The organism is Dickeya lacustris (genome assembly GCF_029635795.1).
Classification (GTDB): domain Bacteria; phylum Pseudomonadota; class Gammaproteobacteria; order Enterobacterales; family Enterobacteriaceae; genus Dickeya; species Dickeya lacustris.
On record NZ_CP114280.1, the window covers coordinates 1,737,177 to 1,753,333 of the forward strand.

17 protein-coding genes are annotated in these 16,157 nt (G+C 47.7%); 3 read left to right on the forward strand and 14 right to left on the reverse strand.

Features of this window, described 5'->3' with window-relative positions; genetic code table 11:
- Positions 1–31: 31 nt before the first annotated feature.
- The 12 genes from O1Q98_RS07840 to O1Q98_RS07895 form a co-directional block, all read right to left on the reverse strand.
- Positions 32–1,219, reverse strand: a complete 1,188-nt coding sequence (locus O1Q98_RS07840; protein WP_125258363.1) for an MFS transporter — start codon at positions 1,217–1,219, stop codon at positions 32–34.
- 94 nt (positions 1,220–1,313) lie between these two features.
- Positions 1,314–1,799, reverse strand: coding sequence for a cupin domain-containing protein (locus O1Q98_RS07845; RefSeq protein ID WP_278143395.1), 486 nt, complete (start codon positions 1,797–1,799; stop codon positions 1,314–1,316).
- 37 nt (positions 1,800–1,836) lie between these two features.
- On the reverse strand, positions 1,837–3,675 hold the full coding sequence (gene asnB / locus O1Q98_RS07850; protein WP_125258361.1) for an asparagine synthase (glutamine-hydrolyzing): 1,839 nt from the start codon (positions 3,673–3,675) through the stop codon (positions 1,837–1,839).
- Positions 3,676–3,731: 56 nt separating this feature from the next.
- A complete protein-coding gene (locus O1Q98_RS07855; RefSeq protein WP_035339993.1) occupies positions 3,732–4,457 on the reverse strand; it encodes an SDR family oxidoreductase in 726 nt (241 codons plus the stop codon).
- Between the two features lie 47 nt (positions 4,458–4,504).
- Positions 4,505–6,484 (reverse strand): class I tRNA ligase family protein, encoded by a 1,980-nt coding sequence (locus O1Q98_RS07860; RefSeq protein WP_125258360.1) that lies wholly within the window; start codon positions 6,482–6,484, stop codon positions 4,505–4,507.
- Positions 6,481–7,152 (reverse strand): HAD family hydrolase, encoded by a 672-nt coding sequence (locus O1Q98_RS07865; protein WP_035339989.1) that lies wholly within the window; start codon positions 7,150–7,152, stop codon positions 6,481–6,483. Before O1Q98_RS07865 ends, O1Q98_RS07860 begins: the two co-directional genes overlap by 4 nt.
- Complete coding sequence (locus O1Q98_RS07870) at positions 7,142–8,146, reverse strand: beta/alpha barrel domain-containing protein (protein ID WP_035339987.1); 1,005 nt, start codon at positions 8,144–8,146, stop codon at positions 7,142–7,144. Before O1Q98_RS07870 ends, O1Q98_RS07865 begins: the two co-directional genes overlap by 11 nt.
- 81 nt (positions 8,147–8,227) lie before the next feature.
- Entirely contained in the window at positions 8,228–8,599 is a 372-nt protein-coding gene (locus tag O1Q98_RS07875; RefSeq protein WP_035339986.1) for an L-rhamnose mutarotase, read from the reverse strand.
- Positions 8,600–8,610: 11 nt separating this feature from the next.
- A complete protein-coding gene (locus O1Q98_RS07880; RefSeq protein ID WP_125258359.1) occupies positions 8,611–9,519 on the reverse strand; it encodes a dihydrodipicolinate synthase family protein in 909 nt (302 codons plus the stop codon).
- Between the two features lie 2 nt (positions 9,520–9,521).
- Positions 9,522–10,475, reverse strand: a complete 954-nt coding sequence (locus tag O1Q98_RS07885; protein WP_278143404.1) for an NAD(P)/FAD-dependent oxidoreductase — start codon at positions 10,473–10,475, stop codon at positions 9,522–9,524.
- Entirely contained in the window at positions 10,408–10,584 is a 177-nt protein-coding gene (locus tag O1Q98_RS07890; RefSeq protein WP_278143406.1) for an FAD-dependent oxidoreductase, read from the reverse strand. Before O1Q98_RS07890 ends, O1Q98_RS07885 begins: the two co-directional genes overlap by 68 nt.
- Positions 10,574–11,902 carry a lysine N(6)-hydroxylase/L-ornithine N(5)-oxygenase family protein gene (locus O1Q98_RS07895; RefSeq protein WP_125258357.1) on the reverse strand — a complete coding sequence of 443 codons (1,329 nt, stop codon included), beginning with the start codon at positions 11,900–11,902 and terminating at the stop codon, positions 10,574–10,576. The genes O1Q98_RS07890 and O1Q98_RS07895 overlap by 11 nt, the downstream gene beginning before the upstream one ends.
- Positions 11,903–12,456: 554 nt before the next feature.
- On the opposite strand from O1Q98_RS07895, the gene O1Q98_RS07900 reads away from it, so the two are divergent.
- Both O1Q98_RS07900 and O1Q98_RS07905 read left to right on the forward strand, forming a co-directional pair.
- The gene (locus O1Q98_RS07900) at positions 12,457–12,606 is read left to right on the forward strand and encodes a hypothetical protein (protein ID WP_269975623.1); all 150 of its coding nucleotides are present in this window, start codon (positions 12,457–12,459) and stop codon (positions 12,604–12,606) included.
- A gap of 157 nt (positions 12,607–12,763) precedes the next feature.
- Positions 12,764–13,024, forward strand: a complete 261-nt coding sequence (locus O1Q98_RS07905; protein WP_269975622.1) for a zinc-ribbon domain-containing protein — start codon at positions 12,764–12,766, stop codon at positions 13,022–13,024.
- A 79-nt stretch (positions 13,025–13,103) separates the two neighbouring features.
- Here the strand turns inward: O1Q98_RS07905 and O1Q98_RS07910 are convergent, their stop codons facing one another.
- On the reverse strand, positions 13,104–14,036 hold the full coding sequence (locus tag O1Q98_RS07910; RefSeq protein ID WP_125258392.1) for a nucleoside recognition domain-containing protein: 933 nt from the start codon (positions 14,034–14,036) through the stop codon (positions 13,104–13,106).
- Between the two features lie 292 nt (positions 14,037–14,328).
- Between O1Q98_RS07910 and mltB the strand changes: the two genes are divergently transcribed.
- A complete protein-coding gene (gene mltB / locus O1Q98_RS07915) occupies positions 14,329–15,480 on the forward strand; it encodes a lytic murein transglycosylase B (RefSeq protein ID WP_125258356.1) in 1,152 nt (383 codons plus the stop codon).
- A gap of 102 nt (positions 15,481–15,582) precedes the next feature.
- Here mltB and O1Q98_RS07920 read toward each other — a convergent pair whose 3' ends face one another.
- Positions 15,583–16,155, reverse strand: a complete 573-nt coding sequence (locus O1Q98_RS07920; protein ID WP_240632712.1) for a GNAT family N-acetyltransferase — start codon at positions 16,153–16,155, stop codon at positions 15,583–15,585.
- Positions 16,156–16,157: the final 2 nt, after the last annotated feature.

Consider the following 16,157-nt stretch of genomic DNA (forward strand, 5'->3'; position numbering starts at 1 on the left):
TCCCGATTCAGTCCTGATTGCGGCCAGCCCATTATTCCGAGGCGACGCTAGCCGGGGCAGAGATAAGCAGCGCATTGATGCCAAACGCGATAGCGGTCATCACCAATGCCAGACCGCCGACCAAGAAAAAGGCGACATTGAAGCCAAGTGTGTCAACCATCACGCCTGACAACGGAAAGCCAATGGCGTTGCCAATCGTGAGCGCAGAGCCATAAGTGCCCATTGCCAGTCCACGCTGATGTGGTGCGCTATAGCGGCTAATATCATTGGCTGTCGCCGAGAAAACCGGGGAGCACATCAGCGCGGCTGGAATAATCAGCACGCAAACAGCAAACGCATTTTGAGAAAAGCCGATCATGCCGGTGGCAAGTGCTAACAGCGCGCAAATTAAAATCGTCTCAGGCGGTTTATCAAAACCGCCATACAGTATTCCGCCAACCAATGAAGCGACGCCGCAGGCGATATAAAACCCGGTAGCCCAGGTGATATGCCCGAAATGTTTTAATGCCGCCAGTCCGACAACCTCATAACTGGCAATCACAAATGTCGCCATCACGGTTAATAGCAAAGACGTGCTTAATCGGCTTTTTAACAAAGAACGCCAGTCGATGCGCTGATCCGGTGCCTGTTTTTTTTCCTGAGCAGACATACGGGGATTGGCGAAAGAATAGTAAATAATCAGCGCCAGAATAATCGCGCCGCACGCGATCACCGCAGCCTGAGGCGACAGGCTGGCGCTAATCACAACGGCCAACGGAGGGCCGCTCATATAAGCTAACTCTGTGGTCATGGCATCAAGGGCAAAAGCGCGATGCCGATTTTCAGGCTCGGACAGCTCCGCAATCGCCATTCGGCCAATCGTAAACGCAGCAAAACAGAAAATCCCACCGAAAAAAGCCATCACGACCAGCAGCGGCAGAGGTAAAAAAGCGGCGGAAGACCAGAAGATGAGTTGAATAACAAAAATAAAGCGCAACAGTTTCCTGACGCCATATTTCCCCATATAGCGCCCTTGCCACGGAGAGCCAATAGCCGCACCCGCCATCCAGGCTGCATTAATAATGCCAGCCCAGGTAAACCCGGCATCCAAACCTACCACAACTAATAATGTCAATGCAGCAGGGATCGCCACGACAGGTATTTTGGCAAATAACCCCAGCAGGATAATATTTCTTACCTGATGATTATTTAATAATACTGCGTATTTTTCCCACTTCATAAGACCGTTTCCAAAGTAATAAGTGAATACAAATGCTCTATTTGAGGATACCTGAGGGCAATGTCATCCCCAGAAATAACAGGGGCATTCATTGTTAAATAAAAGCGCAGCCCGCTAAAAGCGGGGATAGCCCCCGCATCAAACCAATGCCGGGTTTTTCCCGGAACACAGATAAAATCACCCGCAGTGCATATGATGGCATATAGACATATTCCCGAAGGCGTAAGTAAAATGCAGCCTGCCCGTGCTGAAAAAACCAGGCTTCATTTTCATCGTGCGTATGTTCCTGGTAATACTGAGCACGGCTCTGGGCGGCAAGAGATAATGCAGTGGGATCATTCGCATTTACCTGCACCGCTGACGATTCAACAAAATACGTATTTAACTCAGGAATACGCTGTTTAATCCGCTCCGCCAGCGTACAACATGGCGATGATGCTTTATCGGCCACCAAAATATCTTCTTCATGAAAGAAAAGGACATTATAAGGCCGAAGCTCTTCAGCTATAATTTCATCATCTGTTGTTCTTAGATATATTCTTGAGCTATTTTCAACACTCATTTTTAATAAATAAGCCATATAATACGAATCCCTCTGCATCAAATTGAGTGAAAATTTACACGTTCAGTAATGGCTTACGCAGGTCTATCCAGGTGGCGAAATCTAGCGCGCGCTCTAAGCCGTGACGGACTTCGCGGCTCATGGCGGTAGGATCAATATGTAATGCTTTATTTAGCCAATCAATATTGAGTAAATCTCGGGCGGCGTGATGGGTGTTGGCAACCAGTTCCGCCGCCTGACGCTGTAATACCGCACTGTAGTGGGCATTCTGTATGGCCGGATAGGGCGCTTTCTTTCGTTGCAGAACGGCCTGCGGCAGTAAATCGCCGATTGCCGCCCGTAATAGGCTTTTTTCCCGTCCGTCAAACGTTTTCATTTTCCACGGCGTATTGAAAACGTATTCAACCAAGCGGTGATCGCAAAACGGCACTCGGACTTCCAGCCCTGCCGCCATACTCAGGCGATCTTTTCTATCCAACAAAATACGCATATAGCGGGTCAGATGAAGGTAAAGCACCTCGCGCATTCTGGCCTCCTGGCGCGCTTCTCCCTCCAGACGCGGGACTTCAGCCAGCGCCTCCTGATAACGGGAATGAACATAGTCGGGCAGCGCTAAGTTCGCGAGCAAATCGGGCGAGAATGCCTCTAACCCTGTATTAAAATTGGTCACAAACGTGTGTTCCGCCCAAGGGAACGTCTCCCCCTGCATGATTTCCGGCTGATGAAACCAGCGATAACCGCCAAAAACCTCATCAGCTGATTCGCCAGAAAGCGCTACCGTAGCCTCATTTCTGATAGCCTTAAAAAGCAGGTAGATTGAATTATCTGCATCGCCAAACCCGGTGGGCAAATCACGCGCCGCAATCACCGCCCGTCGGGTTTCTTCGCTGCCAATCTGCTGGTGGCCCAGCACCAGATTGGTGTGTAACGAGCCGATTTTCTCCGCCACCATACGGGCATAGGGCGCATCGGAATCGGTGCGAAAAGCATCGGGTACAAATTGTTCCGTATGCGCCTCAAAATCCACGGCAAAGGTTTGCAACTGCCGAGTGCCAGCGAGCTGCTGGCTGGCAATGGCGGCGACGGCGCTGGAGTCCAGCCCGCCGGACAGCAGGCTGCAAAGCGGTACGTCTGAAACCATTTGCCGGTTTACCGTATCGCTCAGGAGCGCATGAATATGCGCTATCGTGTCCTCCTGCGAATCAGTATGAGGTCGGGACTGAAGTTTCCAGTACGTTTCCTCCTGCACGCCAGAGCGACCAAACTGTACAAACGTTCCGGGTTTAACTTCCTTTATCCCATCCCAGGTGCCATGCCCCGGTGTTTTCGTCCACCCCAGCGCCTCACAGAGGCCATCGCGGGTCAGTCTGCCTGGCATTTGCGAGTGAGCGAGAATGGCTTTCTGTTCCGACCCAAACAGCATCGCTTGACCGATAACGCTGTAATACAGCGGTTTTACGCCAAATCGGTCGCGCACAAGAAGCAACACGTCACGCCGCGCATCCCAGATGGCGAAACCAAACATGCCATTTAATTTCTCACTGACCCCGGTCCCCCACTGTAAATAGCCTTTCAGCACCACTTCCGTGTCGCTTTGGGTCGAAAATGTCTGGCCGAGTTGGATCAGCTCCTGGCGTAATTCGGTGAAGTTGTAGACCTCGCCGCCGTAAGAAAGCGAAACACTCCCTTCGGGTAGATTGGCCGTCATTGGCTGGACGCCCCCTTCAAGGTCAACAATGGCCAAACGGCGATGGCTCATACCGGCATGGCGATCCATCCAAAAGCCCGAGGCATCAGGCCCCCGTAACGCCATTGTTGCCGCCATTGCCTCCAGCTCGCTTCGGCTGGCGTGAAAATCACGGCTGAACGTTGCCCATCCTGCAATTCCGCACATAGCTGCTTCTCCCTACAAGAAATACGATGCCTGAGAAAATCCGTTGTTCCCCTCGTTCAGACCGATTCGAAATCGAAGCGGCGAATGAAGCAGTCTCTTGGCATGTTGACGGCAAACTGGATGCAATCGATTAATGACTCTGATGTCAGTTGATCCTGAGACGTGCGAGAAATCTGAGCGCCGTCCAGCAGCGGATCGCTGTTATTGAATTTGGGCGGGTAGAGGGAAATCACACGGATCCCCTCTTCACGCAGGCGCAAAGAGAGCGTTTCGGCCAGACGACCCTGCCCGGCTTTCGCCGCATAAAAAGCGGCATGGCCCTCACAGTCATGGGTGAGAGGATGAGCAGAAGAAGAAACGATATTGACGATGTCCGGCCGACTGGATTGTCGTAAAAGCGGGAGAAAATGTTTAATCATCAAAGCAGTACCCGCAGTGCAGGACAAGATTACATTGATCATGTCTTCATCGCTGGCCGCATCAAGCGCTTTGCCTTCCAGCCAGGGGCTGGCGTTATTAATCAACACATCCACACGACCAAACTTATTTTCAACGCTCTGTGCAAAGGCTCGAATCGTCGCAGGGTCTGATAAATCGCAGTGGAAGGCATTAACACGCGTGTAGCCCAATGACTGTAACTCATTACACACGTTTTGGGCCGCATCGAGATCGCGAGCAGAAAGCAATACTTCCGCGCCAGATTGTGCATAACGAATAGCCAGAGAACGCCCCATTTCACGACCGGCACCGGTAATAACTACACGTAAGTCAGCATTGGACATAATAGATTCCTTTTACGGTGAGTAATTTAATCAAAAAATAAATATTTTTAATTTACTTGGCAAATCTGCTCAATACTATCTTTATCCTTGAGAATGTTTTTAAAAAATTGCTCATCCCATTCATGAATTATATGAGTGCTATGAATAAAGTCGTTACGGTTTTTCCAACTCACCGTATCCTGACCAAGGAGCTTAAGAATATATTCACTGCTTTGCGGTATAATCGGTTGAGCAAGGCTGGCAAATTGCTTTAATGCCCAAAAATTCAGAGCAAACGTCGTGCGCCGATAATTATATAACGCCGGTAACGCTTCATGCTTTAACTGAGCATGAAAGAATTGACGTGTTAAACGCCCCATTTCCTCAAGCCGGGATGTGGCCGTTTGCGGTGAAAACGCATCAACACGATAGGAATGCTCGACACCGGCCGCTAACTGCTTAATACGTTCATAGAAAGCGGTATGCTGCGCTGACCATGCCCCCGGCTCTGGCATTTCACCCTTAAACTGTAAATTCAGTTGCTGGCAACTGTCCGTTAAATGCTGTTGTAATGTACCAACGAAAAAATCATTAATCGCATCAATAAAAAGCTCAAGATCGAAATTCTCGTTCGTGGTTTCAGGACGCGAGCGAGCCAGCCCCCAGCGGACATAATCGGTCGAGACATTCGCCAATAGTTTTGCAGCCCAAATGAGATGGCGACGGCTGGTTGAAAATTTCTCGCCTCGTAAATAGAGCAACTCATTAATCACATGATTAACGGGTACATTGTATTCTTCATCCAATGCATAGTAGATGGCCGGGAATAATAATGTGTGGTAGTAAGCATTATCAAACCCATAAAAATGAACAATGTCACATTGCTTATTTTTGAAAAAGGGTTGCTGTGGATGCAATGCTTCATCCGCCGCCAGATAACCTGCCGCCATTTCAAACCACACATACAGAACCTGATCTTCAAACCCAGCAATAGCAACAGGAATTCCCCAATCTGAACGATGGGAAATACAGATATCGGGTAAACCGTCAGCCAGCATTCCTTCCGTCAACGCGCGAGCGCGGGGTGACATATTACTTTGCGCCGTCAGTTCCGCGAGCGGGTGCGCTAATGCCGATAGCCGGAAATAGAGCTTTTTAATTGTCCGGCTACCTACGACCGTTTCCGGCAGCGTTCCCGTGGGGTTAATCAGATCAACGCAATCATTTGGTCTGCCGCACTGTTCACAGGCATTACCATCTGAAGCGCTGTGACAGTGAGGGCAGGTTCCTTTGATATAACCTTCATGAAGACTGAACCCCGTATTAACATCATAGAGTTCATTCACTTCCTTGCTAAAAATAAAACCACGCTCATACAGACGATCAATAATGCTGTTAACACGAGCATAATAGTTTTTCGTCGTCTGTGGGCTGGAGAAAAAATCCAGTTCAATACCGGCGTCACTCCAGGTCTTACAGATTTTATCAGCGTAATCATCAGCCACATCTTCAGGCGAACGCTGTTCTTTGCTGGCAATACGTTTGGTATAAGTTTGGTTGTCATCCCGGCCAGTCAAGTGATGGGCGGTCACACCATTAAGTGACAGATAACGCCGATAAATATCTGCGCCAAGATAAGGCCCGGACAAATGCCCAAGATGTAAATCACCGTTTGGCGTAGGCGGCGTTGAAATTAACAATGTCTCTTTAGGTAAATCAGTGCGCGATGGCTGGACATTATCAACCCAATACACGGTGGTAAAACGCAGATCTTCATTCTCAGAGATATTTTCAATCGTATGGCCACTAAGCGAATCGATATAAATAATATCTTCTGCCACGACATCCTCCGTCCCCCCTCCTTCAACGTAAACACGACCTTGACCGGAGGTTATCAAAAACACCTCGGTTTCATGATGACGGTGAAAGGTTGATCGCGCCTTTGGGGGCAGTGAACATGACATACCGCCAAGGGTGCTAATCGGAAAAATAAGACCGCGTGAGTTCAAACCATAACTTAATTTAGTGGTATGCTTGTTGATTTTCATTTATTGAGCCTATCAATCAGTAAATCAGATAATGTATCGATCACATAGCCGCCTGATGAAATAACTTTCTCAATCAAGGCTTGATTATCAAAAGGCATATATTGGGTAACTAAAATAAAAGATAAACCAAAGTGACTGGCGACTTCAAAATCATGTAAGGCATCTCCGATAAAGACCGATTCAGCCGGATTAATGCCATAGGTATGAATGACATTTTTAAGATTATCTGACTTATTTACCGGCCCACCCAGAATATCGACAAATTGGGTATTCAGTTGATGTCCGCCCAACAGCGCTCTGGCTTCATGCTGATCAGAGCCAGTCAGAACATAACAAGGGCGATGTAATTGCGACAGTAAAGAACGCGTGCCAGCAGTGACGTCACAACTCGCATAATTCTCTGCTATTAGCTTGCCATATTGTTCAATAAGAGTATCAACTATCTCTTCAGTAAACCCATGCCGAGCCAACACATTCTCATACGCCCAGGTAAAATGCGCTTTTCGGGTCTGACCAAAATTTTTACGAAAGTGTTCAGCAAATACCATCGCCGCTTCAGGTAATATCGACTGCATCACTCGCTTTGCGACGGAAATTTTAAACGGATTACTATCAATCAGTACGCCATCCATATCAAATACAATATGGGAGAATTGTTCAACTCTCATGTATCAATGCCTTCAGCAGAGTATTATTAAAAGTTGAACGAGAAGATTCAGGTATCTTCTCTAATAATGAGTAGACTCTTTCAACAGGTAAATCAGCATCTTTGAGAGACTGCACATACGTAGGGTGTATTTTCTTTTTACCTGCCCGACGATATAACACGTCGCCACCCCAGTTGTAGGTGGTTTTCAACACGTTCATGTGTCGGTTAAGCAATATATCTACCGCAGGTGTTTCATCACCCGTTTTCTTCAGTAATTCGGAGAGTTCTTCCGTCGCGGCATTGCCAGCCCCTCGCCCCATTCCTGCAAAGGTCGCATCAATCCAGTTTGCCCCAGCCTGAATAGCCGTTAAACTGTTCACAAGTGCCAGCCCCATATTATTATGGGCATGAAATCCAATATTTGCGGATGTGGATTTCTTTAAACGCGTAATCAGCTCCGTCACCCGATGGGGAATCATCGAACCAAAAGAGTCGGCCAGATATACCGTTTCCGCACAATTTATTTTTGATATTTTATCAAATACCGTAGCCAGTTCACTCTCGCTGGCCAAATCAATTTGCATTAAATTCAATACAACACGATAGCCTAAGGAAGAAATAATCTCACAGAGGCGGTCAACCTGCTCAAGCTGATTAAAATGACTGGCAATACGAATCACATCTATAACAGGGCGTGCTGGTTTTTTCAGAATATCACGAGTAATGTCTTGCCAGTTATCCCGACAGAGAAGCGCTTTGCTGTCGATCATCGCCGCCCAGGACTTACCAGGAATTACGGGCAAGAAGTTAAAATCGGAGACGTTTTGTATTTTAAAACGACCACAGCCCGTTGCATCTATTGAAATATACCCCGCCTCCATAATATCGACATTCGCTTCAACAATAGCAGGGGAATAAATATTGACGAGTTCTTCATCGAAATTCCAGTTGGTATAATACCCACCGTCACGGAAAGTGCAATCCAACAAAATTACATTATGTTCAGCTATCATTATTCATCTCTTCTGAATAGCAACATGTACGTAATACATGTTGCTGGATGCGACATTAACAGGCGAGAAACTAAACGTGTATTAATACTGAACCGGATCGGGTCTGGCGTCGAACTGATAGAATTTATCCATTACCGCCCATTCCGTAGGCCCGTCATTCATAAATACCCGTTGCAACAGTTCCCCATGAACATAATCATCGAATTCCTTCACTTTGGGATTCAACGTCAGTGCATGAGTAAATTCCCGCGACGGTATAAAATCATCAATCGTCTCCATATACATAAATAACATATTGGGTTTCATGAAGAAGATTTGCATGGTTTTCACACCAATTTTAGCTAAAGCACCATCGCCAGCATGAATCTCTGGAATTTGATTAACGTGCATTTCACGATAGATATCTACAGCTTTTTGGTTACGTAATTCAATAGTAAGCGCCCAACTTTTCATGCTTTCCTCTTTTATTCGCAGATGTTATCCAATACAGAAATAATTCTATCAATCTCTTTATAGGTGATGGCATCAGGGACAGAATCCACAGGCTCCCTGACACGAGGATGCGTAATAAGACCTTTGCGATGTAGAATATGTTTTGAAAGGTGCTGATAGCAGTCAATGCTATTCATCATCTGACACATCATATAAGAGAGTGGGTAAGCAATTTTCTCTGCATATTGCATATCCCCGGCTTGCAGAGCCTGCCATATTTTAACCACATACTTAACGCAGTCAGTCGCCGGAATAGAGCCGTACAACCCCCGAAAGAAACTGTCAATAATCATCATGCCACCATCACCTTCAAAAATCCGCGCCTGGTTATTGGTAGCAAGCTGTAACTCAGTGTGTTTTGGCGGTAACGGTGACGACTCAGGTTTAAATAATATTCTGTCAGCGCCAAATTCGTGTAAAAGGTCGGCCTGCATTTTTATTGTCATTGGTGTTTTGGCATAGCTTTTAGCATGATGGATAATAACTGGAATACTCAACTGCTGTATCACATCACGATAATACTTATGCATTCTTTCTTCGGTTAATGGCGAAGTCGACGGATGCATCAATAGCACAGCATCAACACCGGAATTTTGTGCATATAAAGAATATTCAATGGCATTTTTAGTGCTTTCAGCCCCGGTACTCACCACGACAAAACCACCGGGCTTACCATATTTAACGGCTAAATCGGTAATTTGATGGCGCTCACGGCTATTCATTCGCATCAATTCAGAAACCTGACCGATAACAATGCCGTCAGCACCGACTTCATAGCAATAATTAACTTGCCTGGAGAAGTCTTCTTCATGTATATCGAAATTCTCATCCCAGGGAGTGAGTATGACAGGAAGAACACCTTTAATATTTTTGTACGACATGTTTATTCCTTAATAATGTGGTCAGTGAGGCGTTTGGCTAACTCTGGCGCTAATTTAAATCCGCCCCCCGAATAACCGGTTAACAGGCTTAATGACGCTATTCCATCAATGCTTTCGGCAGCCCCTGTCCCCTGCGGTGAATAACAGTCAAAACTCGACCAGGCGCCTCGTTGTTCAGAGCCGCTAACCCAATCGAACCTTTTCTGCCCCATCATATTGGTGACGTCGCTATATATAGTGCTGCCGGGCGCAACGCCATCGACAAATACACGATCATTTGTGGGGTAGCCCAATAGAAAATCACCGTTTTCACAGGGTCGGCCGTTCAAGTCATGCACATCATCAATCCATGCCGGATGACCGGTAATCGCCGACGAAGGTTTCCTGATATCAACCTGAATACGCTGTGACCATAAATGGTGAGGGATATTATTTTTGTCCAGAAACATGGGGGTATTAGGCCCCATGGCGACGACCACATGACCGGCAGTAAATACGCCTTGTGATGTCGCCACACCGACAATTCGGTTCCCGCTGCGAATAAGCCTGTAGACCTCGGTTCCAGGATAAACAGCCAGACCTTTCGCAGTCGCGGCATGAATAAATGCCCGAGTGACCTCAGCGGGTGCCATATAACCGGCTTTAGCTTCATAAACCGCCCCATCCTCACAACGGATAGAGGGAAATTTCTCAGCAACTTGCCGGTAATCCAGCCATTCAATGTCTATTTTTGCCTGAAGCTGCTGAATTTTTTCCTGAACCCGGGCCTTATCCTGCACCGGAGGGAAATAGAGATACCCTGTGCGAATAAAGGTGGCAGGAACGCCCGTATTTCCCTCAAAATCCAGATAATATTTGAAGGCATTGGCAGCAAGTTCCGTCAGGTAATCACTGCTGTGATAACACCCGCACAATACCGCCAGAGTAAGACGTACAGCCTTGTGCAGGCACGCCACGCTCCAACAGCGCCGTTTTTAAACCTCTGCGGGTCAGTTCATGTGCTGTCGCAGCTCCAAGAATACCTGCGCCCAGCACCACAACATCGAAATTCTGCTTAATTGGCATTGACGACCTCAGCTGACACCGAAGCGGCTTTAACACTCAGGGTATTCGTGACATCACGAACAATTTCGTTGGCTCTTATCGGTAATAGCGATAGCAAGGTAGCGGATAGACCGTGATGCGCTTCTGACATGCCAGGTAAATAGATTTTCCCTGCCAAGGGACGATTAATACTCACGCTATAATTGCGATCGAGTGTAATACTATTATCTTCAGCCAGTGCTATCAGTTCAGATGCAGAAGGGAATAGTTCAGTAATGTCTGGAACCCGATATCCTGTCGCCATTATGATATAATCAAATTCTTCCGTATAAATTTCATCAGTTTTTAGATTATGTAATGTAGCGATAGGTTTACTCCCAACGTGCTTAACACTACTCAATCGAGTTAATTGCCTTAGCTGTATTCTTTTTTGATTGTTAACTTTTTCCTGATAAACCTTTTTGTAAATTTCCGCAATCAGATCACCGTCTACCACGGAATAGTTAGTATCAGCATGAGTATCCATGATTTTGCTTTTTAGCGATGCCGATGCGCTAAAAAACATATCAACACTTTCTGCATCAAATATTCTATTTACGAAATGACTGTCATCCGCAGGTTTAAATCCGAACGTAGAAAAAACAGATGTAACCGTCGCGTTGTCAAATCGGTCATATAAATGATTAACAATTTCAGCCGCACTTTGCCCACCACCAACCACCAAAAATTTCTTTGTGTCAGATGAAGGGATATTCTGAATTGTCGGGAGAAATTGTGAACTATGAATAACGGACGCTGAGACCTGATGTATCTCGGGCATCTTAGGTACAATCCCTGTCGCGACAGCCAGATTTTTTGTCAAAAAGCGATGTTGAGTGCCGTTGGATAAATCCGTAACCCACACCTCAACAATCGTGCTGCCATCTGATAATCGCCGCGGTTTTATATCATCAACACGATGTGCATATCGCACACAATCCTGTTGCTGTTGTGCGGCCCAATTAAGATAGTCAAAATATTCCACCCGGGTTGGGTAGAAACTCTTTAAATTAATAAAATCTTCAAGCCTGTTTTTTTGATGTAAATAGTTCAGAAAGCTAAATGGGCTAGCAGGATTTCGCAGAGTCACTAAATCTTTTAGATATGATATTTGCATCGTGGCATCGTTGATTAACATGCCAGGGTGCCAGGAAAAAGATTCGTTCTTTTCAAAAAACAGGCTTTTCAACGGTGATGCGGGATATTTTAACTTTTCATTGTTCTCATCAATACATATGGACAGCGCTAAATTCGCAGGACCGAATCCGACACCAATAATGTCATAAATATTAGATAGCATAAAAATCCCTTTATACGTAGATAATACCCAGCATGATTTTCAGGAAACTATTTTCACGATTTAAATCAGAGTCATTCCTTAGAATTAAATCCTCTCTAAGTGTGGCTACGTTTATAACGTCGAGGATATAAACACATAAAAATTCCCATGTAAATAGATTGTTTATTTTATGTTAATTAAGCGATCATAAAAAATAGCGACCAATGTTAAATTTTAGTTAAAAAAAACCAAATGCAGCGATTTATACACTACTTTCTCATGCAAATGCTCTTTTTTCGATATAAAACATTAGAGCATTTAATGTTTAACCTCTCGTTGTCGGCCCTACTTTTGCATCCTTAAGCCAAATTCCAGCACGCCAGAAACCGCTCTGCGCCATGCGCTGTTGGCCGAATCAACGTGGGTTATCATGACACTACTCACCACAGAGCAAATAGCCTTCATCTGACCGCAGATGAGCTCGGGTACCCCGCCGTTACAGGCTTTTTAGCGTACGCTATCGATTCATCACACCGCTTGCGGCGTGTGGGTGGCATGAGACGCATAATAAGATTTTGCTACCGCCAGATGCGTCTACATGGTGGCAAGAAAAACAGCGGTTGTTGGCCGCCGCAATCTTCTTCGGTAAGGCGATGTCACAGGATGCGCCAGCCAGCAAGAACATCGAGCCCTTCACAACGGCTTATTTTGATGGCCGCTTTTGATAGACGTCCCGATGATGGCCGCCTTCAACATTCAGTGGGTCGGGTAGCGCTCTATCCGGCAAGCCTCACCCTTCTTACCCTGCGCGATCGCAGCACTTGACTCTGTAGTAACGACAAGGTGTTGAATCAACCGAATAGCCATAACCGAAGCGTCGGCATGGCGTTATGGAGTGTTTCACCTGATATGGATAGTTTTTACCTGAAAAGAGAAGAACTTATGGGTATTTTTGATAAATTATTAAGTCACCACCATGACCGCCACCGTCATCACGAACAACATCACCGTCATCAACACCACCACTCTCATAATACGCCTTCCGTTATTAATCATAATGCAGGGCCTGTTTGCCCAAATTGCCAGTTTTCCGCAACGCCAGACTCACGTTTTTGTCAGCAATGCGGCACCGCCCTCGGCTGATGCTACGCTCGTCGCTGTGCGACGCATTCAGCCATTCGTTTTCATTCAGCCATTCGTTTTCCCGGCATCAGCAGTGGCGCTAGAAAATGACCGCATGCAGTGCGGCTCGCAGCGCAATCCCCAGCAAGGCACCGGTCGCGGCATAGCGAAACAGCCGAATAAAACGCGCGCCAACGCCAAGGAAAATGCCGATGCCCGGTAAATCAAGCGTCTGAACCAGTAGCCCCGCTGATGCGTTGATTTGGCTGGCGGTCATTTTTCCTTGCGCCATCAGGTCGGAAACCACGCCAAAATAGGCCGTTCCACCGGCCAGGCATTTCACCAGCGCAGGCAGGACAAAAACCGGTGAAATACCTATCGCAGCCAGCAATGGCGACAACCCTCGCTCCAGTGCACGCACCGCACCGGCGGACTCCAGTACGCCCACCACGCTCAGTGACAAAATCAACATGGGCACCGACCCCCATGCCAGCCGGATGGCATCAGCGCCAGCGCTGTTAATAATCGCAATTATCCCTTTCGCGCCCGGCTCCTCTGCCGGGATATCGCGGCTATGCTGCCCTTCACGGGTGGATAAGCGGCGCGCCAACACATGATACGTGATGGCGGCCGCAGCCAGCCCGCCTGCCACCGAAATCAGAATCGACAGCGCCCAGTGCAGGCCAAATGGCGTTAACGGATAAAACACATTGCCCTGCCCCATCGCAAACACCATGGCAAGCGTTGCCGCCATATGGCGATCGGAGGTGGCGCGTTTCTCCATCATCGACAGTGTGGCCAGCGGTGCAGCAAAACTGACGAAATTGAGCTGAATTAACGCAAACGTGCTCATGCCGGTTAAACCGAACGGTTTGAGTACCGGAGCCATCACGCGTACCAGCGCATCAACGACCCCTTTGGCTTCAAGGAATTTCATCATGACCAGCATCACCACCATAATCGGCAGTAATGTGTAGAGCGCAACGTCAACCGAGGCTTTCCCCGCTGACATAATGATGCCAATAATATCCATTATCTGCTCCGCATTCCCCGTCGCCACGACACTCACCTCGGACGTATCGCTATCGGGCGTATGAATGCCGCCATTTTCGTGACAAACATCACAATATGCCAGTGATTACCCGCATTTTTTTGCACCCGGCTTTTGATGTCAGCCAATAAAAAAGCACATTGCCGGGAAAAGCCACCGGATAGCGGCGATAAGCCCGTCAACCCATTCAGTTTTTCGCCAGGATGATTGCGCTAAATTGCGGTTGCGCTAACATGGCCGCCACATTTTTATGGCTTGGTTATATGGATATCTGATGCGTCGCCTAATTGCTGTTATTCCTTTACTGATGGCGTTAACCGCCTGTAGCAATCACTCTGCCGAATCGTCGAATGACAACACCGTGACGGGTGTCGGGCCGTCATCCACCGTACCAACCGGCGGTTTTTTTAATCCTTCAGGTCAACGCGCGCAAACCCCAGCGTCCTCGGCGTTTAATGCATCGGCACAGGCAGGCCTGCTCGCCAACGGCGAGTTTGCCAACAGCCCGGAAGTCAACCAGTTTATAGACCGGATGGTGCAACAGCATGGCTTCGAGCGCCAGTCACTGCGCGGCATTCTGGCCCAGGCGCAGCGTCTGGATTGGGTAATTCGCCTGATGGATAAACAGGCACCTGCCCCCTCAACTGCCACGCCATCAAATACGCCGAATGGCTCATGGTTGCGTTATCGCCAGCAATTTATTACCCCAGAGACGGTGCAATACGGGGCCGCATTCTGGAGCCAGTATCAGGATGCGCTAAACCGCGCCCAGCAGGTTTACGGCGTACCGCCGGAGATCATCGTCGGCATTATCGGGGTGGAAACGCGCTGGGGCCGGGTGATGGGGAAAACGCGTATTCTTGATGCGCTGGCGACGCTGGCGTTCGCCTACCCGCGTCGCGCCGAGTATTTTCAAAGCGAGCTGGCGTATTTTTTGCTGATGGCGCGCGAAGATGGGTTTGACCCGCTCACACTGCGCGGCTCCTTTGCCGGGGCCATGGGCTATGGCCAGTTTATGCCGTCGGCCTTCAAAAAATACGCGGTAGATTTTAACGGCGACGGCATACCCAACCTGTGGGACCCGGTCGATGCGATTGGCAGCGTCGCTAACTACTTTAAATCCAATGGCTGGCAGTCTGGCGGCCAGGTCGCTGTTCCCGCCAGCGGTCAAACGTTCGCGCTGGAAACCGGCTTTAAAACCCACTATTCGCTCTCAACGCTTGCCGCCGCCGGGCTGCGCCCGAACGCCTCATTAGGCGGTGCGCAAGAAGCCAGCCTATTGCGCCTCGACATGGGCAGTTACTACCAGTTCTGGTACGGCCTGCCTAACTTTTATGCCATTACTCGCTACAACAAAAGCGTGCATTATGCGATGGCGGTGTGGCAGTTAGGCGAAGAGGTGAAAAAGGCGCGTCAGGGCTATTAGGCTCATTCCGGCGGGCAGATATTTTCGCGTAAAAAAGGATCTCACCGAGATCCTTTTTTTATACAGCTTATCTTGATTTGGCTTCACTCTGACACGACTGGCTCAGTCACGCGTATACATCGCCAGCATATAGTATTGGTTGTTGTTAAAGTGAAAATGGCCCAAATCCTTAAAATGACTACGCAGATGAAAGGCGTAAGAGCGAGGGTTGAGTACATTGACAAACGTCACAACAACCGGATAGCGAGAGGCAAAAACCTGCCGCTGATACGCTAATAATGATTCGCCAATCCCCTGACTACGAAATGCCTCATCAATACAAATTGGGCCGTATTGATATGAGGTATTGATATCAAGCGCCTCACCATCAAAGGTGTAATCTTTTAAAATACCGGCCATATAATCAAACATAGGCCAGGGTTTTAAAAACGCCCATGACGCCCCTAGCAGCAAACCGACAATGCGCCCGCTGTGCTCATCAACAGCAATAATAACGCCATGCTCTTGCTCACTCAGTTGGCTGAGTTGCAAGGGCGTCATATCTGTTGTGACAAAACCATTCTCACGCTGTTCGGCAGTAAGATTTTTGACGTGATGGCATTCCAGTAACGCTTTCACTCCCTCAATATCATCACCGTTCGCCAAACGAACGGTAATCGATTTATCATGCATCATTA